At 38.9% G+C, this 26,346-nt stretch carries 21 protein-coding genes and 1 pseudogene; 20 read left to right on the top strand and 2 right to left on the bottom strand.

Going from position 1 to position 26,346, the window contains the following annotated elements; genetic code table 11:
- Positions 1-139 precede the first annotated feature (139 nt).
- Positions 140-1,225 carry a LacI family DNA-binding transcriptional regulator gene (locus tag BHF69_RS09380; protein WP_075670933.1) on the bottom strand — a complete coding sequence of 362 codons (1,086 nt, stop codon included), beginning with the start codon at positions 1,223-1,225 and terminating at the stop codon, positions 140-142.
- Positions 1,226-1,567: 342 nt separating this feature from the next.
- On the opposite strand from BHF69_RS09380, the gene BHF69_RS09375 reads away from it, so the two are divergent.
- The 15 genes and pseudogenes from BHF69_RS09375 to BHF69_RS09305 all read left to right on the top strand — a co-directional run bounded on the left by BHF69_RS09375 (position 1,568) and on the right by BHF69_RS09305 (position 18,674).
- The gene (locus BHF69_RS09375) at positions 1,568-3,724 is read left to right on the top strand and encodes an iron-containing alcohol dehydrogenase (RefSeq protein WP_075670931.1); all 2,157 of its coding nucleotides are present in this window, start codon (positions 1,568-1,570) and stop codon (positions 3,722-3,724) included.
- Between the two features lie 288 nt (positions 3,725-4,012).
- A complete protein-coding gene (argF, locus tag BHF69_RS09370; protein WP_075670929.1) occupies positions 4,013-5,005 on the top strand; it encodes an ornithine carbamoyltransferase in 993 nt (330 codons plus the stop codon).
- Between the two features lie 3 nt (positions 5,006-5,008).
- Complete coding sequence (locus BHF69_RS09365; RefSeq protein WP_075670927.1) at positions 5,009-5,989, top strand: biotin--[acetyl-CoA-carboxylase] ligase; 981 nt, start codon at positions 5,009-5,011, stop codon at positions 5,987-5,989.
- A gap of 45 nt (positions 5,990-6,034) precedes the next feature.
- A complete protein-coding gene (locus BHF69_RS09360) occupies positions 6,035-6,367 on the top strand; it encodes a DUF6145 family protein (RefSeq protein ID WP_075670925.1) in 333 nt (110 codons plus the stop codon).
- An 18-nt stretch (positions 6,368-6,385) separates the two neighbouring features.
- Positions 6,386-7,153, top strand: a complete 768-nt coding sequence (locus BHF69_RS09355) for a type III pantothenate kinase (RefSeq protein WP_075670923.1) — start codon at positions 6,386-6,388, stop codon at positions 7,151-7,153.
- Positions 7,153-8,136, top strand: coding sequence for a tRNA dihydrouridine synthase DusB (gene dusB, locus BHF69_RS09350; RefSeq protein WP_075670921.1), 984 nt, complete (start codon positions 7,153-7,155; stop codon positions 8,134-8,136). The genes BHF69_RS09355 and dusB overlap by 1 nt, the downstream gene beginning before the upstream one ends.
- 56 nt (positions 8,137-8,192) lie before the next feature.
- Positions 8,193-8,669 carry a transcription elongation factor GreA gene (gene greA, locus BHF69_RS09345; protein ID WP_075670920.1) on the top strand — a complete coding sequence of 159 codons (477 nt, stop codon included), beginning with the start codon at positions 8,193-8,195 and terminating at the stop codon, positions 8,667-8,669.
- 13 nt (positions 8,670-8,682) lie between these two features.
- A pseudogene (gene lysS / locus BHF69_RS09340) lies at positions 8,683-10,146 on the top strand (lysine--tRNA ligase); the annotation flags it as partial.
- A 475-nt stretch (positions 10,147-10,621) separates the two neighbouring features.
- A complete protein-coding gene (locus BHF69_RS09335) occupies positions 10,622-10,834 on the top strand; it encodes a hypothetical protein (RefSeq protein ID WP_075670917.1) in 213 nt (70 codons plus the stop codon).
- Positions 10,835-10,956: 122 nt separating this feature from the next.
- On the top strand, positions 10,957-13,986 hold the full coding sequence (locus tag BHF69_RS09330; RefSeq protein WP_075670915.1) for a CotH kinase family protein: 3,030 nt from the start codon (positions 10,957-10,959) through the stop codon (positions 13,984-13,986).
- A gap of 23 nt (positions 13,987-14,009) precedes the next feature.
- Positions 14,010-15,059 carry a macro domain-containing protein gene (locus tag BHF69_RS09325; RefSeq protein WP_075670913.1) on the top strand — a complete coding sequence of 350 codons (1,050 nt, stop codon included), beginning with the start codon at positions 14,010-14,012 and terminating at the stop codon, positions 15,057-15,059.
- Positions 15,060-15,160: 101 nt separating this feature from the next.
- Positions 15,161-15,838, top strand: a complete 678-nt coding sequence (locus BHF69_RS09320; RefSeq protein ID WP_075670911.1) for a vWA domain-containing protein — start codon at positions 15,161-15,163, stop codon at positions 15,836-15,838.
- Between the two features lie 37 nt (positions 15,839-15,875).
- Positions 15,876-16,847 carry an ADP-ribosylglycohydrolase family protein gene (locus BHF69_RS09315; protein ID WP_075670909.1) on the top strand — a complete coding sequence of 324 codons (972 nt, stop codon included), beginning with the start codon at positions 15,876-15,878 and terminating at the stop codon, positions 16,845-16,847.
- A 172-nt stretch (positions 16,848-17,019) separates the two neighbouring features.
- Positions 17,020-17,142, top strand: coding sequence for a DUF2292 domain-containing protein (locus BHF69_RS13815; RefSeq protein ID WP_083651196.1), 123 nt, complete (start codon positions 17,020-17,022; stop codon positions 17,140-17,142).
- Positions 17,143-17,342: 200 nt separating this feature from the next.
- Complete coding sequence (locus BHF69_RS09305; protein ID WP_075670907.1) at positions 17,343-18,674, top strand: IS4 family transposase; 1,332 nt, start codon at positions 17,343-17,345, stop codon at positions 18,672-18,674.
- 157 nt (positions 18,675-18,831) lie between these two features.
- Here the strand turns inward: BHF69_RS09305 and treR are convergent, their stop codons facing one another.
- Complete coding sequence (gene treR, locus BHF69_RS09300; protein ID WP_075670905.1) at positions 18,832-19,557, bottom strand: trehalose operon repressor; 726 nt, start codon at positions 19,555-19,557, stop codon at positions 18,832-18,834.
- A 210-nt stretch (positions 19,558-19,767) separates the two neighbouring features.
- On the opposite strand from treR, the gene treP reads away from it, so the two are divergent.
- The 5 genes from treP (at position 19,768) to BHF69_RS09275 (ending at position 26,336) form a co-directional block, all read left to right on the top strand.
- Positions 19,768-21,675 carry a PTS system trehalose-specific EIIBC component gene (gene treP / locus BHF69_RS09295; RefSeq protein ID WP_075670903.1) on the top strand — a complete coding sequence of 636 codons (1,908 nt, stop codon included), beginning with the start codon at positions 19,768-19,770 and terminating at the stop codon, positions 21,673-21,675.
- 69 nt (positions 21,676-21,744) lie between these two features.
- Complete coding sequence (gene treC, locus BHF69_RS09290; protein WP_075670901.1) at positions 21,745-23,382, top strand: alpha,alpha-phosphotrehalase; 1,638 nt, start codon at positions 21,745-21,747, stop codon at positions 23,380-23,382.
- Between the two features lie 139 nt (positions 23,383-23,521).
- A complete protein-coding gene (locus BHF69_RS09285; RefSeq protein ID WP_158022575.1) occupies positions 23,522-25,027 on the top strand; it encodes a DUF4118 domain-containing protein in 1,506 nt (501 codons plus the stop codon).
- Positions 25,020-25,739: a response regulator gene (locus tag BHF69_RS09280; protein WP_075670899.1), complete on the top strand. Its 720-nt coding sequence runs from the start codon at positions 25,020-25,022 to the stop codon at positions 25,737-25,739. Before BHF69_RS09285 ends, BHF69_RS09280 begins: the two co-directional genes overlap by 8 nt.
- A 240-nt stretch (positions 25,740-25,979) precedes the next feature.
- Positions 25,980-26,336 (top strand): tetratricopeptide repeat protein, encoded by a 357-nt coding sequence (locus tag BHF69_RS09275; RefSeq protein WP_075670897.1) that lies wholly within the window; start codon positions 25,980-25,982, stop codon positions 26,334-26,336.
- Positions 26,337-26,346: the final 10 nt, after the last annotated feature.

Here is a 26,346-nt window from a genome sequence, read left to right as displayed (position 1 = left end):
TTATTCATAGTAACCATCCATGGTTTTATTATACCGAAAAAAGCGGTCAAAATCAAGCAAATACAATCAAAATAAATCAAAAAATAATAAACTACAATCAAAAAAAATAAAATAGATGCAAAAGAGGTCAAAAATGCAGTTATTGTTTACGTACAGGTCCCGTGCTGGAGCGCTTGATCAATTCGGGTTCATATTCCAGACGCATAATGAAGTTTTTGTGCTTTACACCACGGTGGGAAGTGTTCTTACGATGGATGATTTCAATGGCTTCTTTTCCCTTTTGTTCTACCGAATGGTCCACCGTCGTTAAACTGATTTTGCGGTAGGAGGATAAAGGAGTGTTGTCAAAACCACATACGGAAAAGTCCTGAGGGATTTTAAATTTTTTTGCGTAAAGAGCATCCATGATTCCCACAGCGATCATATCATTGACACCGACAAAAGCGGTAATGTCAGGCTCTTTGGCAAGAAGTTTTAATGCCATCTGATAGCCAGTTTCATATTCCAGGCGATCAATAGGATAGGTACTGAACTCTTCTTCGGTGGGAGACATAACGAAGACATGATCATCCGGCTCCATGTGCTGTTTCCAGAAGCAGGAGCGAAGTCCGGCAAGGCGTTGGACTCTTGCCAGTTCCTTTTGTTCTAACGGCGTAGAGATATATCCAATCTTTCTGTGGCCTAAGGAAATCAGATGTTCGCCAATCAGATAAGAAGGTTTGGAGCTGTTTAGATCGATGGCATCAAACCGATGATTGGCAACCTTTTCTCCTATGGATACCATAGGAATATGGTTTGGCAGATTCTGAAGCTCTTCCATATTAGAAATCGGATAGAGGAAGATAATGCCGGCAATTGGGAAGTTAGAAAATATCTGCGTTGCAGATTGCTCTTTTGCTACATTCCGCATAGTAGGAACTACGATGATCTGATAGCCATAGGCATCCGCTTGTTGGGAAATGGCGTGGATCAGCATTGTATAATAGATATTGGACAAAATGGGACAGACGATCAGTATCAGGTTGTTCAAGGACTGTTCTTTTAGCTTTTCTGGTTTTATCTTTTTTTTATAGCCTAGCTCCTTCATGGCCTTTAATACCTTTTCTTTGGTTTCCGGGGAGAAGGAGACACCTTCTTTTTCATTTAATATCATAGAAACCGTGGACTGGGAAACACCAGCTCGTCTGGCAATATCAATGGTAGTAACTTTCTTTTTTACGTTCATATCGATCAACTCCTTAGAAAATTCATTATAAATGAAGTATATCGAAAAAATTTTTTTCTTACAATGATTTATTAATATTTTTAAATTTATTAATAAGTCAGTATGATTGGATTCTCCAGAAATGGCTGAAAATAAGGGTTGTTACCAGTGGTAAAAAAACAGCTCTGAAAAACAGAGGGAAAAGTATTAATATATTAATAAAAAGTGCGAAAACACTAGATAAAACAAGGGTTTACGGAGGTTGACAAAATGGTAATCATGTGGTTATATGATTATAGTAACAATGGTAATAAATTAAGAAGATAAAGATAGAAATCAGTAAGGAAAGGCAGGAACGTGAAAATGGATGTAAACGCATTAAAGATTTTTGATTGTGCATGTGGTAAAGTGCATGATACCAATATGGAATTGGTGGAAATCTCCCAGGGGGCTTTCACAAAGGTTCCAGAGTATTTAAGGAGCAAAGGTGCTACCAGTGTCTATGTGGTAGCAGATCAAAATACATACAAAGCAGCAGGAGCGGCTTTGGAAGGTATCTTAACGGAAGCAGGAATCGGGGAAGATACCTATGTGATTCCTGCAACAGGTGATGTAGTGCCAGATGAAAAGACCATTATGGGTGTTATTCTTGGCATGAAGAAGGACTATGATTTGATCATTGCAGTAGGAAGTGGAACCATCAATGATATTTGTAAATATATCAGTTTCAGACTGAATATGGACTATATGGTATGTGCAACGGCTCCTTCTATGGATGGATTTGCTTCTATCGGTTCAGCATTGATGTTGAATAATTTGAAAACAACCGTAGACTGTCATGTTCCGAAAGCTATTTTTGCAGATGTGGATGTATTAAAGGAAGCACCAATGGATATGATTACAGCAGGTCTGGGAGACATCTTAGGAAAGTATACCTGCCTTTGTGACTGGAAATTATCTTCTATTATTAATGGAGAATATTACTGTGATGCCATTGTAAAGATGGTGCAAGGATATATTAAAAAAGTTGTGGAAACAGCAGATCAGGTGAAAACTCGTTCTCCAGAAGCCATTGCTGCCATCACAGAGGCCCTGATCGGTACGGGAATTGCCATGAGCTTTGTTGGAAATTCAAGACCGGCTTCTGGAAGCGAGCATCATATCTCTCATTACTGGGAAATGAAATTTTTATTCGAAGGTAGAAAACCTGCATTTCATGGGACTAAGGTTGCCATTGGAACGGTTGCGATCATCCGCCTGTATGAGATGCTGATGGACAAAGAAATTGATTTTGCCAAAGCAAAGGAAGTCGTAGCAGCTTACGATGAAGATCAATGGGCGGAAAAGATGACCCGTTTATATGGGGTATCTGCGCCAGGAGTCATTGCCCTGGAAAAAGAGGTTCAGAAGAACTCAAAAGAAAAACATGCAGAAAGAATTCAGGTAATTGAAGAAAAATGGCCAGAGATCAAGGCGATGGTGCAGGAGGCTCTTCCAGATACTTCTTATATTGAAAATATTTTATTTAAGCTTGGGGCTCCATATAATCCAGAACAGGTCGGTGTCGGCAGTGATATGGTTGCAGACAGTATTGTTGTGGCAAAAGAAGTACGAAACCGCTATGGACTGCTTCAGTTATTATGGGATCTTGGTATTGCAGAGGAAATGGGAGAAAAAATTGCAGATTACTTCGCACATGATCAGAAGCTGTATAAGGATATGCTCCAGGAAAAATATCAGAAGAAGATTGATGAACTAAAATGCTTTGTGTTGGACATGGATGGAACCATCTACCTTGGACAGGATTTATTCCCATTTACACCAGCATTTTTAGATAAAGTGACAGAGACAGGAAGAGAGATGTACTTCTTTACGAATAACTCTTCTAAGAGCCAGCAGGCATATATTGATAAATTGGATAAAATGGGCATTCACATTGAACCAAAGCAGATGATGATCTCAAGTCATGTAATGATCAAATATCTGCAGGAAAATTATCCTGGAAAATCCATTTATGTGGTAGGAACCCCATCCCTGATCAATGAATTCAAATCCTTTGATATGAACCTGGTAGAGGATGATCCGGATATCGTGGTACTGGGATTTGATACCAGCTTAACTTACGAGAAGATGGAAAAGGCATGTCATGCCATCCGTCATGGTTGTGTATATTTTGGAATCAATCCAGACTGGAATTGTCCAATTGAAGGTGGAGAATTTATTCCAGACTGTGGTTCCATGGCAAAGATGATCGAGGGGTCCACTGGAAGATGGCCAGACTTCTTTGGAAAACCGTCCAAACACACCTTGGATTATATGATCAAAGAGAGTGGTTATAAACCGAATGAAATCGCAATCGTAGGAGACCGGTTATATACCGATATCGCAGTTGCAGATGGAAGTGAAGTAACCTCTATTATGGTCTTGACTGGGGAAGCGACTTTAGATGATGTAGCTAAGAGCAATATCAAACCGGATATGATCGTAAATTCATTGGAAGATATTACAAATATGCTTTAATTATGATATAAAATCATATGAAAAAGGTTTTGACTGGGTGGCAGTCTGAAGGATAAGGGAATGATATCTTAGATGCTGCCTAGACAAACAATATATCCTTCTACTTGAAAACAGGAACACTGAGGGCATAGGTGTTCCTGTTTTTCGTTTTTTCCCTTGATATATGCCCCTTTTTCTTGAAAACCAAGGGTCATTAGTATATAATTAGTCAATAATGAATTTATAGAAGATGAATGAAATTCTTTGGGATATACCAATGATAGTATTCGATTAATGGAGGAAGATACCATGGACTTAAAGGGAAGAGATTTTTTAACATTAAAAGATTTTTCACCGGAAGAAATTGAATTTATGCTGGATATGGCAGCAGATCTGAAAGCAAAGAAGAAGAATCGAGAGACCGTAGACTGGTGTACTGGTAAGAATATTGCTTTGATTTTTGAAAAGAGCAGCACCAGAACCAGATGCTCTTTTGAAGTAGCTGCATCTGATCTTGGCATGGGAAGCACATACCTTGGACCAACTGGCTCACAGATCGGAGTGAAAGAAAGTATTGCAGATACTGCAAGAGTGTTGAGTCGTATGTATGATGGAATTGAATATCGTGGATATGGACAGGACATCGTAGAAGAACTGGCCAAATATTCTGATGTTCCTGTATGGAACGGGCTGACCAACGAATACCATCCGACACAGATGCTTGCAGATTTGTTAACCATTCGTGAACATTTTGGCAAGTTAAAAGGGTTAAAGCTGGTTTACATGGGAGATGCCAGATATAACATGGGGAATTCTCTGATGATCGCATGCTCTAAGATGGGACTTGATTTTACAGCATGTACCACAAAGGAATATTTCCCAAATGATGCTTTAGTTGCCCAGTGTCAGGAATATGCCAAGGCTTCTGGGTCTGTGATTACCTTGACAGAGGATGTGGCAGAAGGAGTAAAGGATGCAGATATCATCTATACAGACGTATGGGTATCCATGGGAGAGCCAGACGAAGTATGGGAAAAACGTATCAAAGAACTGACTCCTTATAAAGTGACAAAAGAAGTGATGGCAGCAGCAGGAGAGGATGCGATCTTCTTACATTGTCTTCCTGCCTTCCATGACCTGAAGACCAAGACAGGAAAAGAAATCTATGAGCGCTTTGGAATTACTGATATGGAAGTAACTGATGAGGTATTTGAATCTGCTCAGTCCAAAGTGTTTGATGAAGCAGAGAACCGTATGCATACGATCAAAGCGGTGATTGCTGCAACGATAGGAGAATATTAATTTATGAAAACAGAGATACTAAAAGCTTTAAAAAATAGCGATACGTATCTATCCGGTGAACAGCTGAGCCAGAAGTTTGGCGTTAGCCGGACAGCCATCTGGAAGTATATCAAGCAGCTTCGGGAGGAAGGTTATGAAATCGAGTCCGTCACTCGCAGAGGATATCGTCTTCTTCAGACCGCAGACCGGATTACAGCTAGCGAGATTTTAAGCCGAAATCAAGCATCCTGGGTTGGGAAATCTATTGAATATTTTGAAGTGACGGATTCAACCAATCAGAGAATTTATGATTTTGCTGAAAAAGGCAGGGAAGAAGGACTTCTGGCAGTAGCAGAAGAACAGACTGGCGGAAAAGGCAGAAGGGGAAGAAGTTGGGTATCTCCACCGGGTACCGGTATCTGGATGTCACTTCTTCTACGTCCTAAAGTGGAACCGCAAAAGGCTTCTATGGTTACCATTGTGGCGGCACTTGCCATGACTAAGGCAATGGAAAAGATAACTGGCATGGAGATCAGAATCAAATGGCCCAATGATGTGGTTCTTAATGGGAAGAAGGTCTGTGGAATTTTAACCGAGATGAGTGCAGAGCTTGAGGAAATTCATTATATTATAGTAGGAATTGGAATCAATGCGAACACGGAAAGCTTCCCAGAAGATATTCAGGACAGAGCGACTTCTATTTATCTGGAAAGTGGCAAGAAAGTAGAAAGAGCGGCTTTCATCGCAGAATTTTGCGTTCAATTTGAGCAATACTATGAACGGTTTTTAGAAATGGGTAATCTGGCATTTTTAAAGGAAGAATATGAATCCTATCTGATCAATATTGGAAGAGAAGTCAAGATTATTAAGAAAAAAGAAGAGCGGGTACGAAAGGCTCTGGGAATCAATGAACTTGGAGAGCTGATCGTGGCGAAGAGCGACGGAACAACGGAAATCATCTTTTCTGGAGAAGTTTCTGTCCGGGGCTTATATGGATATGTATAACTCAGTGGGAGATATCCCTGCCTCTATGTGGAAAGGAGAAAGTTTATGTACCAGGATAAAGTGGTCCTATGTGGTGCCAGTGCATATGAGAAGAAATTTTATCTGAATGAAGATTTCTCATCTTTGCCACAGCAGGTAAAGGATGAACTAAAAATCACATGTGTGCTGTATACAGCGGAAGTTGGAGGAGTGATCACGATGGAATTTGACCAGGATGGGAATTTGGACATTGTGGCATCCTCGAAAGAAAATGATTTGTTATTCGATGAAATCGGCAGCGCATTAAAGATTAAAGATATGCAGATAAAGAAAAGGGAATTGTGGGAAACCCTGGAGCTTTATTATAAAGTCTTTTTCTTAGGAGAAGACTTGGAATAATTATTAGGAGAAAATGATATGTTATTAGTTGTAGATGTTGGGAATACCAATATTACGATGGGTATTATGGAAGGACAAAAGATATTAACGACATTCCGAATGACAACGAAGAATACCCGCACGTCAGATGAATATGGTGTATTGTTATATGAGATGATTCGCAGAAGGGGATATGATCCAAAAGCCATTGAGAATACGATCATTGCATCGGTAGTACCAAAGATTATGTATTCTTTTACCAATGCGGTTTATAAGTATTTTGGAAAAAATCCAATCATTGTTGGACCTGGAATCAAGACAGGAATCAGTATTAAGACAGCAAATCCGAAGCAGCTGGGGGCAGACAGAATCGTAGATGCAGTAGCAGCCTATGAGATTTATGGAGGACCAGTTCTTGTCATTGATTATGGAACTGCAACTACATATGACCTGGTTTCTGAAAAAGGAGAATTCATTGCAGGAGTTATCGTACCTGGGATTCAGACTTCTGCCAATGTCTTATGGCAGGCAGCAGCAAAACTGCCGGAAATCGAAATAAAAAAACCACCGACCATTTTAGCAAAGGATACCGTAAGCAGCATGCAGGCTGGCGTATATTTTAGCTGTATTGGAGAAACCAGTTATATTATCCGAAAATTTAAAGAAGAAAGTCAATATAAAGATCTCAAGGTGGTGGCTACCGGAGGGCTTGGAAAGATTATTTCCAATGAGGTAGACATGATTGATGTTTATGATCAGAATTTGACCCTAAAGGGACTTGAGATTTTATATCAAAAACAGAAATAATGGAATTTAAGATTAGAGATAAGGTAATAAAGAATAATTTTATATTAGCTCCCATGGCAGGAATTACAGACTGGCCTTTTCGCCTTTTGTGTAAAGAGATGGGATGTGGGATGTTGTATTCCGAAATGGTCAGTGCAAAGGCCATCTATTATAAGAATAAGAATACAGAACCGTTGTTAAAAACCAGCCAGGAGGAGCATCCAGTTGCAGTTCAGATATTTGGCTCTGATCCGGAGCTGATGGCAGATATGGCAGTTCAGATTGAGGACAAAGGCTTTGATTTCATTGATATCAATATGGGATGTCCGGTTCCTAAGATCGTAAATAACGGGGAAGGATCTGCGCTGATGAAGAATCCGGAGCTGATTGGGAAGATTGTAAAGGCAGTTTCCGATAAGACGAAGCTGCCTGTTACTGTGAAGATCCGAAAAGGATTTGAGTTAGAGGAAGAGACAGCTCCTGAGATTGCCAGAATCATTGAGGAAAATGGTGCCAGCGCCATTGCTGTCCATGGGCGGACTCGTTACCAGTATTATTCTGGAAAAGCAGACTGGAATACCATCCGCAGAGTAAAAGAAGCGGTGAAGATACCGGTTATTGGCAATGGTGACATTGTAACGCCGATGGATGCTAAGAGAATGTATGAGGAAACTGGTTGTGATGCGTTTATGATTGGAAGGGCAGCCAAGGGTAATCCATGGATTTTCAAGCAGATGAATCACTATATGGATACGGGAGAATTGCTTCCGAAGCCGGAGTTCACCGAAGTCATTGACATGATCTTAAGGCATGGGCAGATGATGCTGGACTTTAAGGGAGAATATACCGGAATGAGAGAGATGCGAAAGCATGTGGCATGGTATACCTTTGGGTATCCAAACTCCGCCAAATTGCGTGGCAGAATCAACGAAGTAGAAACCATGGAGGACTTCCGGGGACTGCTTGTGGAATACGCAAAATCATTGACAACAAGTGAGCACTAGTATATAATATTGTGGTTAAAAATGATCATTTCAATATTAGAAAGGATATCGATATCATGGCAGAAAAGAAAAATATTTTGACATATGACGGATTAAAAGCATTAGAGGATGAATTACAGGATCTGAAAGTAGTTCGTAGAAAAGAAGTTGCCCAGAAGATCAAAGAAGCCAGAGAGCAGGGAGACTTATCAGAAAATGCGGAATATGATGCAGCAAAGGATGAACAGCGCGACATTGAAGCTAGAATTGAAGAGCTGGAAAAAATCTTAAAGAACGCAGAAGTGATCGATGAAGCAGAATTTGAACAGGGTAAGATCAATATTGGATGTACCGTAAGACTGTTCGATTTTGATTTTGATGAAGAAGTGGAATATCGTCTGGTTGGATCTACAGAGGCTGATATCTTACAGAATAAGATTTCCAATGAATCTCCAATCGGTATGGCACTGATTGGTGCAGGAATCGGTCAGGTAGTAGAAGTAGAAGGACCAGATGGAATTTGCAAATTTGAAGTGTTAGATATTACACGCTAATTTGGAGGATAAAATGGCTGAACAGAATTTAAATGAATTACAAAAAGTTCGTAGAAATAAATTAAAAGATCTGCAGGATGCAGGAAAGAATCCTTTTGAGATCACAAAATATGATGTGACACATCATAGTATGGAAATCAAGGATCACTATGAGGAATTAGAAGGACAGGAAGTAACCGTAGCTGGACGTATGATGTTCAAACGTGTTATGGGAAAAGCTTCCTTCTGTAACATTCAGGATTTGCAAGGCAAGATTCAGGCTTATGTGGCTAGAGATGAAATTGGCCAGGATTCATACAAAGACTTTAAGAAATATGATGCTGGTGATATCATTGGGATCAAAGGTACCGTATTTAAGACCAAGACTGGAGAAATCTCCATTCACGCAGCAGAAGTAGTACTGTTATCCAAGAGTCTTCAGATTCTTCCTGAAAAATTCCACGGATTAACAGATACCGATACTCGCTACCGTCAGAGATACGTAGACCTGATCATGAACCCAGAAGTAAAGGATACTTTCATCAAACGTTCTAAAATCTTAAGTGCGATTCGTAAGTATCTCGATGGACAGGGATTCATGGAAGTAGAAACTCCAATGCTGGTTGCCAACGCTGGTGGAGCAGCAGCAAGACCATTTGTGACACATTCCAACGCCCTGGGAGAAGACTTTAAATTACGTATTTCTCTGGAATTATACTTAAAGAGACTGATCGTAGGTGGCTTAGAAAGAGTTTACGAAATCGGCCGTGTATTCCGTAATGAAGGGGTGGATACCCGTCACAATCCGGAATTTACATTAATGGAATTATACCAGGCATATACAGACTACAACGGAATGATGGATTTAACAGAGAATCTGTACCGTCACGTAGCACAGGAAGTATTAGGAACGACTACCATTGTTTACAATGGCATCGAAATGGATTTAAGTAAACCATTTGAACGTATCACGATGGTAGATGCAGTTAAGAAATATTCAGGTGTAGACTTCAGCACAGTAGAAACATTAGAAGAAGCACGTGCGTTGGCAGATGAACACCATGTAGAATACGAAGCACGTCACAAACGTGGAGATATCTTAAACTTATTCTTTGAAGAGTTTGTAGAAGAACACCTGATTCAGCCAACCTTCGTTATGGATCATCCAATCGAGATCTCTCCATTAACGAAGAAAAAACCAGAAGATCCAAACTACGTAGAACGTTTTGAATTCTTCATGAACGGCTGGGAAATGGCAAATGCTTATTCTGAGTTAAATGATCCAATCGATCAGAGAGAACGTTTCAAAGCACAGGAAGAATTATTGGCACAGGGTGATGAAGAAGCAAACACAACAGATGACGACTTCTTAAATGCATTGGATATCGGAATGCCTCCAACAGGTGGTATCGGATTCGGTATCGATCGAATGTGCATGCTGTTAACAGACAGTGCTGCGATCAGAGATGTGTTATTGTTCCCGACGATGAAGTCACTCGATAAGTAAGAGCATAGATTTTTCTTGAAAACTCGGGCTTTTTAGAAGGTTTTGCAAAAGTATTGGTGTGGAGATAAGTGTAATCAAAATATGACAGTTGGTTGTACCTGAAAAAATGGTACACCCAGCTGTTTTTTATTGCATACCGATACAATAAACCACCTGCCATACGAAATATTATAAACTTAAGAAAAAGTGTATTCATATTAAAATATATGATAATGTCGAAGGAGCGATATGTTGGAATCAATTCACAAGGGTCTTTCGTCTTTCAAAGCCGAAATGGCGAATTATGATATGTTTTTAGAAGAACATTTTAAAGGATTTTCTAAATATGTAGGGTAAGCACAATTGATGATACATGTGTAGCGGATGAGGAATTAGTACTAGCAATTGGCAGAGCTGCGGAAATTGGATGAAAAGGTTTAAGCGGTTTGGAAAGTAATATACAAGGACCAGAAAGGATGGATTTGAAATGAAATATACAGTTTTAAGAATAGAGGAAGATATTGATTTCGGATGTGAAGAAAGAAGTGAAGATGAACCAATTATGGCAATCGTAACTCTTTTGGATGAAAATGGTGAAGAATTAAAAATTCGACAGGAAGATCAAAGATTGTATGATCTGGATATCAATGAAGGGGATCATGTTGTCATGAATGAAAAGAATAAGCTTCAGAAAGTATGAGAGAATAGATCGGTAAATAGTTAAGCTTTTTGAAACATTTATTAAGCTTTTCCTGGAAGAATTGACTCCTGACAGAAACCATATTATGTTGTAATTAACGATATAATAGAGGAGGGAACAAAATGAAAGGAAAATGGAGAAGTTGTTTTTTCTTTTTCGCATTGGTGGCAGTTATGATGTTTACCATGGGAAAGATGAAAACGACAGTTTTAGCGGAAGGTGCGCAACAGGAGCAGACAACCATTGCCGAAGCTTTTCAGCAGAAGAATTTGTCTGATCTATATGAGAATGGTAAGCTTGTCCTGTCGAATCAGGGAGAGATGTCTGTCAAATATAGCAAAAGTGCGGATGGACTTCTGGTCAATGGAACAAAAGAGGATCTTGCCAATACCGTCTTTACGTTTACGGAGCCATTTGATTTCTCAGAAGGAGTGATCGGAAGGCTCAATGTAGATGCATTGGCAGCAAAAGGAAATCAATTAAAGATCTGTTTTTATCTGGATGATGAGACGGAAAGCTTCGCAGAGATGGATGTAAAGAGTCAGAAGAGAGAGGGTAAGTGGTACGTTACGAATCAGTCTATTAGTATTTATGATAAGAAGATTTCAGGTGAGCATACGATATCCTTCCGAATCGTACAGACAGATGAAGAGAGTCAGGCAAGCTTTGTACTGCGAACAGTGACATTTGCCAAAAGTACAGTGCCAGTGATGTATTTTAACATCGATGAAATGAAGGGAAGTATTGATGCCATGAATAATTCTCCGGAACATGATGCGGAATGCTATGGGGATGTTACGATCGAGATTCCGGATGGATACCAATGTGAATATACAGATGCAGATGGCAATACCGATAATCTAAAGACAGAGACATATGAGCTGGAATATATCAGAGGACGGGGAAATTCTACGTGGATGGCAGAGAAAAAGCCATATAAGATGAAATTTGCTAAAAAACAGAATCTGTTCAATATGGGAAAGAATAAACATTGGGTACTTTTGGCCGATTATTACGATCCGACCCATATGAGAAATAAAGCCACTTACTGGATTGGTCAGCAGTTGGGCATGGAATATACACCGGAATGTGTGTATGTGGATGTGGTCATGAATGGAGAATATTATGGAAGCTATCTGCTCAGTGAGCAGGTACGACTGGATTCCCAACGAGTGGATCTTGATAATCTGGAGGATACGCCGGATGCGGTGGACGAGCCCACGATTACAGGAGGATATCTGCTATCCATGAGTCCGGATGAAGAAGAATCTGGGAAGAAGGCGTTTTCTACGTCCAGAGAGAATAGCTTTTTGATTGAAAGTCCGACCTTTGAAGAACAGGAGAATGAGGCTCAGTACAATTATATTAAAAATTATGTGCAGAAAACCGAAGATGCAATCTATGATACCCAATTTCAGAATGAAGGAACATCTTATCGTGAATATATGGATGTGACATCAGCGGCCAAATACTATTGGATACAGGAATTTAGTGCCAATGGCGATGGATTTATCAGTAACAGTTCTTATCTTTATAAAAAAAGAAATGATAAACTTTATTGGGGACCACTTTGGGACTTCGATTATGTAGCATGGGGCAATAATGATTACGGCTTCTATGAGTGCGAGAACTGGTGGCATAAAGATACGATGTGGTTTGCACAATTGTTCAAAGATGACGTATTTTCCGATGAAGTGATAAAAGAGTGGGAGAGTGTAAAAGATCAGATCCAGCAGGTATGCAAGGATGGAGGAAAGCTTGATCAGTATGCAGATGAGATTGCATATTCCATGAATTATAATGCTGACTTATATGGAAATAACTATGATGAGGAACAGAATTCCTATACGTTTGATCAGAATGTGGAACAGTTAAAACAGTGGATGACAAAACGTACAGAATGGGTAGATGAAAATATCAGCCAGTTGAAAGCGGTTTATTATACGGTTACTTTTAAAGATGGAAAGAAAACCGTGGAAACACAAAAAGTATTTAATGGGGATACTCCTGTTTTCCCAAAACTGAGTACAAAAAAAGGGTATGTATTTGGCGGATGGTATGCAAAGGATGATTCTGGTGAAACTTATCTGGTCGATAATAGTACAAGCATCTATGAGGATATGATTTTATATGCAAGATGGGTTGCCAAGAAGGATATTAAGCCGATTCGCAAAATTGTTCTTGGTTATAACAGCATAATACAGGTATATGAGAAAGATCTGGGCGAAGAGGATAATATGGGATATATTCCATATGGTGTGATCGGAGGCAGTGGACTTCCAGGACAGATTGTGTGGTCAACGTCTGATGATAAGGTCATTGTACCATTGGAGGATGGTCAATTTCAGATGGTTGGGATCGGAGATGCAGTTCTCACTGCAGCTTCTAAAGACGGAAAGGTAAAAGCCAAATGTAAGATTCATGTAACCAATAACTATGATGAGTATGAGTATGCTTCTGATATGGAGCTGAATAAGAAAAAAGTCCATCTGAAAAAGGGAGAGAGCCTGGTACTGGAAACGAAATTATATCCGAATGAAACCGCTAATGCAGATATGACATGGACCTGTTCAGATGATACGGTTTCCATTGAAGAAGTTGGAAACAAATGTATTGTACATGCGAAAAAGAATGGAACTGCGCAAATCGTTGCTGTATTATACGGAGAAGAAGGGTTGGTTGCGCGTTGCTGTACAGTCAATGTGGGCGATGTGGAAATCAAACCAGGCAGTAAGGTGACAAGGAATCAGTTAAACTATACAGTAATCAGCATGACAAAGAGTGGTGGTACTGTAAGGGCAACTGGTATAGCAGATAAAAAGCACACGAAGGTTACGATTCCATCCACCATTACGATCAATAAGAAGAAATATAAGGTTGTAAGCGTTGGAAAGAAGGCATTTGCCGGAAATAAGAACATCAGACAGATTACCATCGGTAAAAATGTGACGAACATTGGAGAAAGAGCATTTTCTGGCTGTAAAAAATTATGGAAGGTCACATTTAAGGGAGGCAAGACAAAGAAAATAGGCAAAAAAGCATTTTCTGGAACAGCTTCTAAGGTAACACTGGTTGCAAAGAAAGCAGATAGGAAGCGTTACCAGAAGCTGTTAAGAAAAGCGGGTGTGAAGAAAGTAGTCGTTAAAAAATAAATTGGGAAGGATAGAGTGCAAAAATGCCTTTTAAGATTGTTAGAAATGATATAACAAAAATGAACTGTGAAGCCATTGTAAACACAGCCAACGATTATCCTACAGTGGGAACTGGATGCGATTATGCGATATACAAGGCTGCAGGATACGAGCAGCTATTGTCATATCGAAAGGAAAAGATTGGATATGTGGAAGAGGGAGGAGTTTTTTTAACACCGGGATTTGATCTTTCGGCCAAATATATTATTCATGCAGTCAGTCCATTTTATGTAGATGGGAACAGTGGTGAGGAAGAAAAGCTAAGATCCTGCTATAAAAAAAGTTTGGCGTTGGCAGCTGAGCGGGGAATCCATTCCATTGCCTTCCCATTGATCTCTACGGGTGGTTTTGGCTATCCGCAGGAAGAGGGCATGAGAATTGCAGTGGATGAGATCAATGCTTTTTTACTGACACACGAGATGTTGATTTATCTGGTTGTTTTTGGAAGAGGAGCTACCAACCTTGGAAGTCACATCTACCCGGATTTGGAGTCCTATATTGATGAAAACTATGTGAAAGACCGTAGAAAAGAAGAATATGAAGAGTTTTCCTATGAATATGGAAGACGGATTATGAATCGTGTTCCAGTTTTTCCTGAAAGTGGGATCAAAGAGGCCGAGATACCGGAAGAAGCAGTGGATGTTGATTGTTTTGATGAGCATAAAAGCGCTTTGGAGCAGCGAATGGAGCATCTTACGGATACTTTTTCTGAGTATCTTTTATATCTCATTGAGTCAAAGGGGATGACCAATGCGGAAGTTTACAAGCGTGGAATTGTAGATAAGAAGGTCTTTTCAAAGATAAAAAATAATCCTCATGCCCATCCGAAGAAAATGACAGCCATGTGTCTGTGTATTGGTGCAAAGTTGAATCTGGATGAGGCGGTGGATTTGCTTGCAAGAGCAGGATATGCATTGTCTCCCTGTGATAAGACAGATATTATCTTTTCTTATTTTATCGAGAAAGGCATTTATGATATGATTGAGCTGGATATTCAATTAGAAGAACATGGGCTTCCATGTCTGATTTCGTAATATTATAGTTTAAGGTCGCTTTTATGGCGACCTTATTTTTTTCCTCTTGTGGTATGATTTCAACATCAGATAACAAAAGAAGTGGAAAGGGGATTTCTAGCATGAGAAAGGGATTAACAGAGTTAGTATTTATTTTAGACAGAAGTGGAAGCATGAGCGGACTAGAAGCAGATACCATTGGTGGATTCAATTCATTGATTCAAAAACAGAAAAAAGAAAAAGGCAAAGTGGTAATCTCTACGGTCCTATTTGATGATCGACAGGAAGTTTTGTATGACCGTGTACCAATTAAGAAGATCAAACCGATGAATGATAAGCAATATTATGTAAGAGGATGTACAGCACTTTTAGATGCCATCGGCGGAGCTATTCATCATATTGGAAATGTACATCGGTATGCCAGGGAACAGGATCGACCAGAGAAGACATTGTTTATCATTACCACAGATGGTATGGAAAATGCAAGTGTCAGATATACATACAGTAAAGTGAAGCATATGGTAGAACGTCAGAAAAGCCGATATGGATGGGAATTCTTATTTCTGGGAGCCAATATAGATGCGATTTCTGTAGCTGGAAGGTTTGGAGTTCCGGCGAATAGAGCGGTCAATTATGAATGTGATGCAGAGGGAACCAGGCTCAACTATGAAGTTCTTAGTAAAACGGTTTCAAGAGTAAGATCATGTACGGCTTCTACGGCAGCAGAAGCATTTGATCAAAATGAGAACTGGGCAGAGGAAATTGAGGCAGATTATAAAAGACGCCATGTGAGACGATAAACATCATATTTGAAAATATAGAGGGAGTGAATGGAAGATGAAAAATATATGGTTAGATGGAATTATGGGATTGGTGATCGGGGATGCGCTGGGTTGTCCCGTACAGTTTTTAAGTCGGGAAGCGATTGAGAGAAGAGGGAGTGTTACAGGAATGGAAGGCTATGGGACCTTTCATATGCCGGTTGGAACCTGGACAGATGACAGTAGTATGACTCTGGCGACACTGGATAGCATTCTGGATAAGAATAAGATTGATCCGGATAATATTATGAAAAACTTTGTGAAATGGAAGTTTGAGGGAGCATATACACCGTTTGGGCAGGCGTTTGATGAAGGAATCACGTGTACCAATGCTATTGATCGGTTTGTCAAAGAGGGAGACTGGAAAACATGTGGAGCGACAGGAGAATATGCAAACGGGAATGGAGCATTGATGCGAATTCTTCCCATATGTTTATACTATATCGATCAGCAAAATATCGGACTGGATGAGGAAGCGATTCGGGGAATTCATGCTGCAGGAAGCTTTACCCATAATCATATAAGAAGTAATATGGCTTGTGGATTCTATTACTTTATGGCAAAAGAGATTGTCGATCATCGTGATATGGAGCTTCAGGCATGCCTACAGAAGGGGATAGAGAAAGGGATTCAATATTATAGTTCTGATAAAGAATGCCTTTCTGAACTGGAGCATTTTCAAAGAATCTTTCATCTTAGTACATTTGCAAAGGTGCCGGAAGAGAAGATAAAAAGCAGTGGATATGTAATCGATTCTATAGAAGCAGCTGTATGGTGTCTGATCACAACAGACAGTTTTCAGGAGTGTGTGTTAAAGGCAGTAAATCTTGGAGATGATAGTGATACAGTTGCCGCAATCGCAGGAGGACTGGCGGGATTATTTTATGGCTATGAAGCAATTCCGAATCAGTGGCTTTCTGTGTTACAAAAGCGGGAGTATGTTGAGAATATGTGTAGAAGAGTGGCAATATGCATTAGATCCAAATAGGAAAATAGAAATAACCTATGAAATATAAAAGGAATAATATATTACCACAATGTGGCAAAAATGTTGACAGGAGAAATATTGCAAAATATAATTATAAACATACAAAACATACAAAAATAATAGGAAACTGCCAATGTTCAAATCGAATTTATCCGGATGGAGGCGAATATGAATGAAGGAAGAGGAAAAAAGAAAATTTTTGAATAGTTCCCATTTAGATACTCTTCAAAAATTATTAAATGATATGAAATATGGAAGTGTTACACTGATTATTCAAGGTGGAAAACTTGTCTAAATAGATAAAACAGAAAAATACAGATTATAGAACTGACTGGAAAACCAGAGGATTTGTCGAATGTATGAACAGACCTCTGGTTTTTTGTTGTGTAACAATAAAATAAACCACCTGCTATGCACAACATCATAAACTTAAGAGAATCTGTGTAGATATATGCAGGTTCTTTTTTGCGTGGTAAAATATAGACAGGGGTGGATATGAAAAAAACTTATAGAAAAAGATTTCAAAAACTTTCCGAACAATTAACGCATCCTGATCTGCCAAGCCATGCCAGGATAAAAAATAGTAATACTTTTTCACGAAATCGCAAAATGCCATTGAAGGACATGTTATTGTGCTGTCTTGCAAAAAAAGGAATGACAACCGTATTGGAACTTAGAAATTTTTTTAAGCAAAAAAAGGGGACAGACATGAAAATATCAACACAAGGTTATCTGCAGCAAAGAAAACGTTTAAATCCAGATGTTTTTTCTTACTTAAATGATGAATACCTGGCAGATTTTTATCACTCATCAGAGACCGAGTTATGGAATGGTTACCTGCTCCTTGCTATCGACGGGAGTAAGGTGGAGATCCCGAATTCAATGGAAAACAGAAGAAATTTTGGAACCAGTAGTAACCAGCATTCAAAACAAGGCCAGGCACGTGCATTGATCAGTGGCATGTATGATATCCTGAACGGATTTTATCTGGATATCCAGATCGCTCATATTTGTACAAGTGAGAATGAACTAGCCAAGAAAAATCTGGATCATCTGAAAATAACAGGGATCGATCTGCCGATCCTGGCAGTATTTGACAGAGGATATCCATCATTGGAATTTATTGATCATCTGGAAACAAATGGGATACATTACCTGTTCCGGCTCTCATCAAATGATTATAAAGCTGAGAGAGAAAACATGAGATCATCGGATGAATATGTATACTTAAAACATACCCATGCACGACTTGCCAAGATACAGAAAAAACATCCGGATCGTTGGGAACATATGAGGGAAAAAGAAGTGACCAGGACACGTATCCTGAATAAGGAACTTCCTTCTGGAACAGAACTTGTATTGATGACGGATCTGCCGAAAAATTTTACGTCTGATCAGATACAGGAATTATATTATAAACGGTGGGAGATAGAAAAGAAGTACCATACACTAAAAAACAAGATGAAATTTGAAAGTGTGACAGGAAAAGCGTCTATCTATGTCTATCAGGATTTTTATGCGCAGATATTGGTATATAATATGATGCATGATATCCAGAGGAGCGCCGATCAAGAAGTAGTGAAAAAAGAACATATGAAAAAGAAGAGATATCCTATGCATACCAACGAAAATATTGCGATTGGATTATTTAAGGAATGCATGATAAAAATACTGCTGGAAGAAAATGCTGAAAAAAGAGGAAGATTGCTGACGAGATTACAATCTGAAATGGAACAATATGTGCTTCCTATAAGAAATCTTCCCGATCATGAACGTAAGAAAAACCTGACTAATAAATATAAAAATAATCAGAAAAATAGTTTTTAAAAAGCCCAGATTCTTTATATGGTGAAATCTGGGCTTTTTTTCAGTAAAAGCTTCTTAACATATGAAAAAATAAGGATTATTATTTTAATTATTATTTGAATTAGCGTTAAGTTTATGATGTTGTGCTAAGCGGGTGGTCATGACTATCATAAACTATCTATGATTTTCTAACAGCAGTATCTTCGAAACAAAAATATTCCGGATGATGTCTGGACTGGGTATACTCGAATAAGAATCCGTGGGAATCGTAAGTATGGCTGGTAATGACAGCCAGGCAGTCATAATTGCCAAGATCTAAATATTGAAGATCCTCCACTGTTGCGTGTTCTACCGTAATTCGCCGTTGGCTGGTAGCAATCTGGATATGAAGAGTATCCTCCAAATATTCATAGATGGACTCTTCTGCAATCTTTGGTGTAAGATTGGGTAAAAGGGATGCCAGAAAATAATTTCGATCATGAATGAGTGCCTTGCCATCTAAGTAACGGATTCGAACGATTTTGTATAGTGTAGTGCCAACAGGAAATCCAGATTCTTTTGCTAGTTCTTCATCTACGACAACGAAAGAAAATTCCTTTACGGTGGTAATTGATTGTAGTTGATTTCTTTTTGCAGTTTCTTTGAAAGTTTCGATTCCTCCTACTGTAAATGCAGTGCGATGATTCATATTTTGATAAATAATTCGAACACCTTTTCCATGAATAGATTGAACATAACCATCGGAAATCAGAATAGATAATGCTCTCCGAACAGTATTTCTTGAGCAGTTATAAATTTTGATGAACTGATTTTCGGAAGGAAGAAGGGTTCCATAGGAATATTCTCCGATTTCAATTTTCTTTTTGATATCTTTATAGATATCTTCGTATTTTGCTTTTGGCATAAGAAATTCTCCCTTTATAAATAATCTTGTTTGAACAACCTTAGTATATGTAAAATTCATACAAAAATCAAGGTAAAATTTCATAATAATGCCAAAAATAAATTTGTTTAAACAAGAATATTGACATGTTCAAACAAGAATGGTATAAATAAAACATGAACATGTTCAAACGAGTTAGCAAAAGTAAAGGAATAATGAAAGGGAAAAAATATGGGTAAATATACAGAAGACTCAAAAGAATTATTACGTTTGATAGGCGGTAGAAAGAATATCGCTGCAGTTTCTCATTGTATTACGAGAATGAGATTTGTCTTAAATGATCCTGATGCAGCAGATATTAAGGGGATTGAAGCGATGAAGGTCGTAAGAGGGACCTTTACTCAGGCTGGGCAGTTCCAGGTTATCATCGGAAATACGGTTGCAGATTTTTACAATGACTTTGTTGAGGTTGCAGGAATTTCTGGTGTTTCTAAGGAGGAAGTGAAGAAGGCGGCAAAACAGAATCAGAGCATGATTCAGAGAGTGATGACAGCTTTGGCAGAAATTTTTGCTCCATTAATTCCGGCATTGATCACAGGGGGTTTGATCTTAGGGTTCCGAAATTGTATCGATAGTTTATATTTATTTGAAAATGGAACAAAGACACTTTGCGACTTGAGTCAGTTCTGGAGAGGAATTGATAGCTTTTTATGGCTCATTGGGGAAGCAGTATTCCATATGCTTCCAGTTGGAATTTGCTGGTCTGTAACGAAGAAAATGGGAACGACGCAGATGTTGGGGATTGTTCTTGGTCTTACACTGGTATCTGGACAGTTGTTAAACGCTTATGCGGTAGCGGGAACAGCAGTGGCTGATATTCCTGTATGGGATTTTGGATTTATCCAGGTTAATATGGTTGGATATCAGGCACAGGTGATTCCGGCAATTTTAGCGGCATTTACACTGGTTTATCTGGAAAAATTCTTCCGAAAGATTTGCCCATCTGTAATTTCCATGATCGTAGTGCCATTCTGTAGTTTATTATTGGCAGTTATGGCAGCACATTTTGTCTTAGGTCCAATTGGCTGGAAGATAGGTTCTGTTATCTCTTCTGTTGTTTATGCAGGAATTTCTGGACAGTTTAAGGTTATTTTTGGAGCAATCTTTGGTTTTGTGTATGCACCATTGGTGATTACGGGATTGCATCATATGTCCAATGCCATTGATCTACAGCTGATTGCCGATTTTGGAGGGACTATGTTATGGCCGATGATCGCACTTTCTAATATTGCGCAAGGTTCTGCTGTACTCGGTATGATTTTTTTACAGAAAAATAATGCTGATGCACAGGAAGTTAATGTGCCATCCTGTATTTCCTGTTATCTTGGTGTAACAGAACCAGCTATGTTTGGAGTTAACTTAAAACATACATTTCCATTTGTCTGTGGTATGATCGGATCTGCATGTGCAGCAGTCGTGTCTACCGCAACTTCTACAACTGCCAATGCAATAGGGGTTGGAGGTCTTCCAGGGATCTTATCCATTCAGCCGAAATACATGTTGACTTTTCTGATGGGAATGTTGGTTGCGATTGCAGTTCCGTTTGTATTGACAGTCATCGTTGGTAAGAAAAAGGGAATTGGAAAAGGAACAATCAAAGAAACAGAAGAAATAGAGGCAGCGGAAGAAGTAACAGAGCTAAAAGCATTTTTATCTGGTAAAACCATGGATATTACAGAAGTGCCGGATCAGGTATTTTCTCAAAAAGTGTTAGGGGACGGTATGGCAATTGAGCCAGAAGACGATGTCTTAAAAGCGCCTGCGGATGGTGAAGTTACCGTAGTTATAGAAGGGAGTAATCATGCGTGCAGTATGAAGCTTGCCAATGGAATAGAAATATTATTACATATTGGTCTGGATACGGTAGATATGAATGGGGACGGATTTCTTCCTCATGTAAAAGCTGGAGACCGGGTAAAGGCTGGGGATAAGTTAATTAGCTTTGATATGGATAAAATCAGAGAAAAAGGACATCCATTGGTGACGGTGATGGTCATTGCTGATGATGCAGGTAATCAGATTACCTTCCATACTGGAAATCGGGTAACAGCAGGACAGGACATCGTTGCATCTTTATAACTAAGTGGGAGATTTTTCCCACTGCTATAGGAATAGATAGTTGGGGAAGAAAGAAAAAGGAAAATAAGAATGAATCATTTTGCAGATAAGGTTGTATATCAGATTTATCCAAAATCTTTTTACGATACAAATGGAGATGGAATTGGTGATCTAAGAGGTATTATAGAAAAATTAGATTATATTAAAAAACTAGGCACAGATTATATATGGATTACTCCATTTTTTACATCGCCTCAGAGGGATAATGGATATGATGTAGCAAATTATTATGAGATAGATCCCATGTTTGGAACGATGGATGATGTAGAAGAATTAGTGAAAGAAGCAGAAAAAAGACAGATTGGAATTATGCTGGATATGGTTTTTAATCATACCTCTACAGAAAGTCAGTGGTTTCAAAAAGCTCTGGAAGGGGATCCGGAATATATGGATTACTATATCTTTCGGGATGGGAAAGAGGACCAGCCTCCGACAAACTGGCAGTCTAAATTTGGAGGAAGCGCATGGGAGTATGTTCCCCATCTGAAAAAATGGTATCTTCATTTATTTGATGTGACTCAGGCAGATTTAAATTGGGATAATCCGAAAGTCAGAGAGGAATTGAAGCAGGTGATCCGTTTCTGGAAGGAGAAAGGAATTCAGGGATTTCGATTTGATGTGGTCAATCTGATTTCTAAGCCGGAGATTTTTGAAGATGATCTGGAAGGGGATGGAAGAAGATTCTATACAGATGGTCCTCATGTTCATGAATATTTGAGAGAACTGGCAGAGGATACGGGCATTACAGATATGATTACAGTGGGGGAAATGTCATCTACTTCTCTTGAAAACTGTATTCGCTATTCTAATCCAGACGAAAAAGAACTTTCTATGGTATTTCAGTTTCATCACCTGAAGGTAGATTATAAAAATGGGAATAAATGGGAAATCATGCTGCCGGACATGAAGGAATTAAAGAGGTTATTTAAGACCTGGCAGGAGGGCATGCAGAAATATAATGGATGGAATGCCAATTTCTGGTGCAATCATGATCAGCCTCGTGCAGTCTCACGATTTGGAGATGATAAGAATGCCTGGGAAAAATCTGCCAAAATGCTTGCTATGTGCATTCATTTTATGAGGGGAACGCCTTATATTTATCAGGGAGAAGAAATCGGGATGACCAATGCATATTATCAAAGTATACAGGAATATCGAGATGTAGAAAGCCTGAATTATTATGATATTATGATAGCAGGTGGGAAAACGAAAGAAGAGGCATTAAAGATTATTGGGGAAAGATCCAGAGATAATGGTCGTACACCAATGCAATGGAATGCTTCTGAATATGCAGGATTTACAACGGGGACTCCATGGATTTTCCCACCGGATAATTATGAATGGATCAATGTGGAACAGGAGGTTTCAGATGAGAATTCCATCTTTGCATTCTATCAGAAATTGATTCAAGCCAGAAAGGACAGGCTGGTGATAGCAGATGGTAAGATTGCATTCCTTTATGATGATATGGATCAGATAATCGGGTATCATCGATATAATGAGAAAGAAGATATGCTTGTGCTCTGTAATTTTTCAGGAGAAAATATGACGGTTTCATTGCCAGAAATATTTTTGAAAAAGAAAGTGTTTCTTGGTAACTATGAAAAAGAAAATGTTATAGAGAAAAGATTGGTGCTTCGTCCTTACGAATGTGTTGCCATTGCATAGGCATATAAAATACGCATAGTAAAAATAAAACTGGCTTATCTTATTATTGAAGGGAATCGCATAGCTCTTATAATTGGAAAATACAACCTCTTATGCTATACTGAATGGGAATAAAGTAGAAATGAAAAGAGGAATGATTATGAATAGATGGAAGATGATTTTACAAAACCTGGTGAAACTAATAGGAATTGTATCATCTGCAACAGTATTAGGGAAGATATTTGTGGAGCTTGGATTCTCTGAGACTAATATTGTGGTAATGTATCTGCTGGCTGTATTACTGGTGGCAAGATTTACACAGGGATATCAGTATGGTATTTTGTCAGCAGTAGTTTCCTTATTGTGTTTTAATTATTTTTTTACAGCTCCATATCATACTTTAGCCGTTAATGATCCAAGCTATCTGATTACTTTTTCGATTATGTTGGCCACTTCTTTGGTAACCAGTGCGTTGACAACAAAGGAAAAGCTTTTAACGAAGGAAGCAAATGAAAGAGGCGAGGAAAGTCAGATTTTATATATGCTTTCCAGCAAATTATCAGATGCAGCTGATATGGAAGATATTTTAAAAATTGCGGTAGAAAGTATTAGCCGGTTAATACAGGTAAATGTTGGATGCGTTTATATCGGCATACGGGAAGATGCTATGCATATTCAACAGGTAGGAGAAAAACAGATTCACAGAAATGTATCGAAGCCGGAAGAGTTGCAAAGGAAATTTTCTAATTTACGAACGGAATATCTGGAAGATAAGGATGCCTATTATTATCCTGTCAATGGTCGAGAAAAACTTCTGGGAGTGGTGGAAATTGATAAGAAGGCTCCGGTTGAGGAGCTTCACGCAAAGCAAAAACTGTTTCATTCTATTCTTGAGAATGTTTCTATGGCAATGGAGCGAATTGAGGTAACAATAGAAAGGATTAGAGACAAGGAGAATATGGAGCGAGAAAGAGAGAGGGCCAATCTGCTTCGTGCGATTTCTCATGATCTTCGGACACCCTTGTCTGGTATTATGGGTACATCAGAGATGCTGATGGATATGACGGATAAAGAAGATAAGCGCCAGAAACTGCTTTTAGGAATTTATCAGGATGCAGACTGGCTGAAATCGCTGGTGGAAAACATTTTAAGCCTGACCCGACTGCAGGATGGAAAAATTCTGATCCACAAAGAGATGGAAGCCATTGAAGAAGTAATTGGTTGTGCAGTTGCACATGTGGAAAGGAGCTTTCCGAAGAGAGAGATACAGGTGGAGACACCAGAAGATTTTCGTCTTGTTCCAATGGATGCAAAATTGATCGAGCAGGTTATTACCAATCTGCTGGATAATGCAGTGAAGCATACAACAATCCAGGAAGCGATTACCATTTCGGCCGGTTATACACAAAATAACGTATCCATTGCCGTACGGGATGAAGGAGAAGGACTTGATAAGGAAGAGATACCGAATCTGTTTCGGATTTTTTATACTTCTGAGAAACGTTCCTCTGATGCGAAGAGGGGAATTGGATTGGGGCTTACCATATGTGAAACGGTTGTAAAAGCACATGGAGGAACGATTCTCGGCAGAAACCGGATGGATCGGCGAGGAGCGGAATTTATCTTTACGCTTCCACTTACGGAAGGAGAGGGATTAGATGTTTAAAGAAAAAATACTTGTGATCGAAGATGATGTGCAAATACAGAATTTTATGATATACACACTGGAAAATGCTGGATTTGAAGTCGAAGGTGTGGTAAGTGGAAAAGCAGGGATTGATTATATGGTACGAAAAAATATAGATTTAATTCTACTGGATCTTGGATTGCCCGATATAGATGGGATGGATGTCCTTCATAAAATCAGAGAGTGGTCAGAAGTACCTATTATTATCGTTTCCGCAAGAGATCAGGATAAAGAAAAAGCAGCCGCATTGGATGATGGTGCAGATGATTATCTGACAAAGCCTTTTTCCGCTACAGAGCTGATGGCAAGAATCCGTGTGGCACTGCGACATTATTACCGGATGAGCCATGCAAAAGAAGAGAATAAGCCAGATGATACGGTCTATGTTAACGGTGGACTTCGAATGGATAATGGAGCCCATGTTGTCTATAAGAATGGACAGGAAATTCATCTTACACCGCTGGAGTACCGGTTGGTACTGCTGTTTATGCAAAATGTGGGTAAGGTGCTTACATATCATACCATACTCAGAAAGATCTGGGGAGAAGGATATGGAGAAGATACTCAGGTGCTTCGTTCTGTTATGGCATCTACTCGCAGGAAGATCGAGAATAATCCTGCAAAGCCAGAATATATTGAGACGGAGATTGGCATTGGCTATCGAATGCGCGAACACGAAAAAGAAAAATAACTTTATATAGAAAAAGGATGCAGATTGTGACTGAATGAGATTCTTCTCAGTCAGATCTGCATCCTTTTTCTTTTTGTATATTGGACGGGTTCACACAATTCTCACATCCTTTTTAAAATCTCACATGTTTTTTATATATTGTGAAAAATCTCACACAATTCTCACAACTTGTCAGGCAATCCTAACACTGTTATCACACAAAAAAATATATATTTTAAGTACAAAAAGGAGGAAGGTATTATGATTGATAAACTGGAAAGAAGATGTAAAGAATTAATTGCCAGACAGGAATATAAAGAATGTGAAAAGGAAATAGGAGAAGCAATGGCTAAGGATCCTCATTCAGCAATTCCTCATAATTTAATGGGCATTTTAATGGAGAAAAAAAGAAATCATGTTCTTGCTATGAGACATTTTCGGGCAGCATATGGACTAGATCCGACATATATTCCGGCACGATACAATATGGAACAGTTTGGAGAGATGCATCCGTCAGGGAAATGGGCATATTCGGAAGAAGATTGTCCGTTTCAGAATGATTCACAGTTCAAAATTGTTTATGATGAACGGCATGTAGGACATCTTGTGAGAAAATAGGAGGTTAATC

Origin of the sequence: Anaerostipes sp. 992a, from assembly GCF_001940245.1 — a bacterium.
Taxonomy (GTDB): Bacteria; Bacillota; Clostridia; order Lachnospirales; family Lachnospiraceae; genus Fimousia.
Note: the sequence above shows the minus strand (reverse complement) of the source record. Positions and strands in the feature narration are given on the sequence as shown.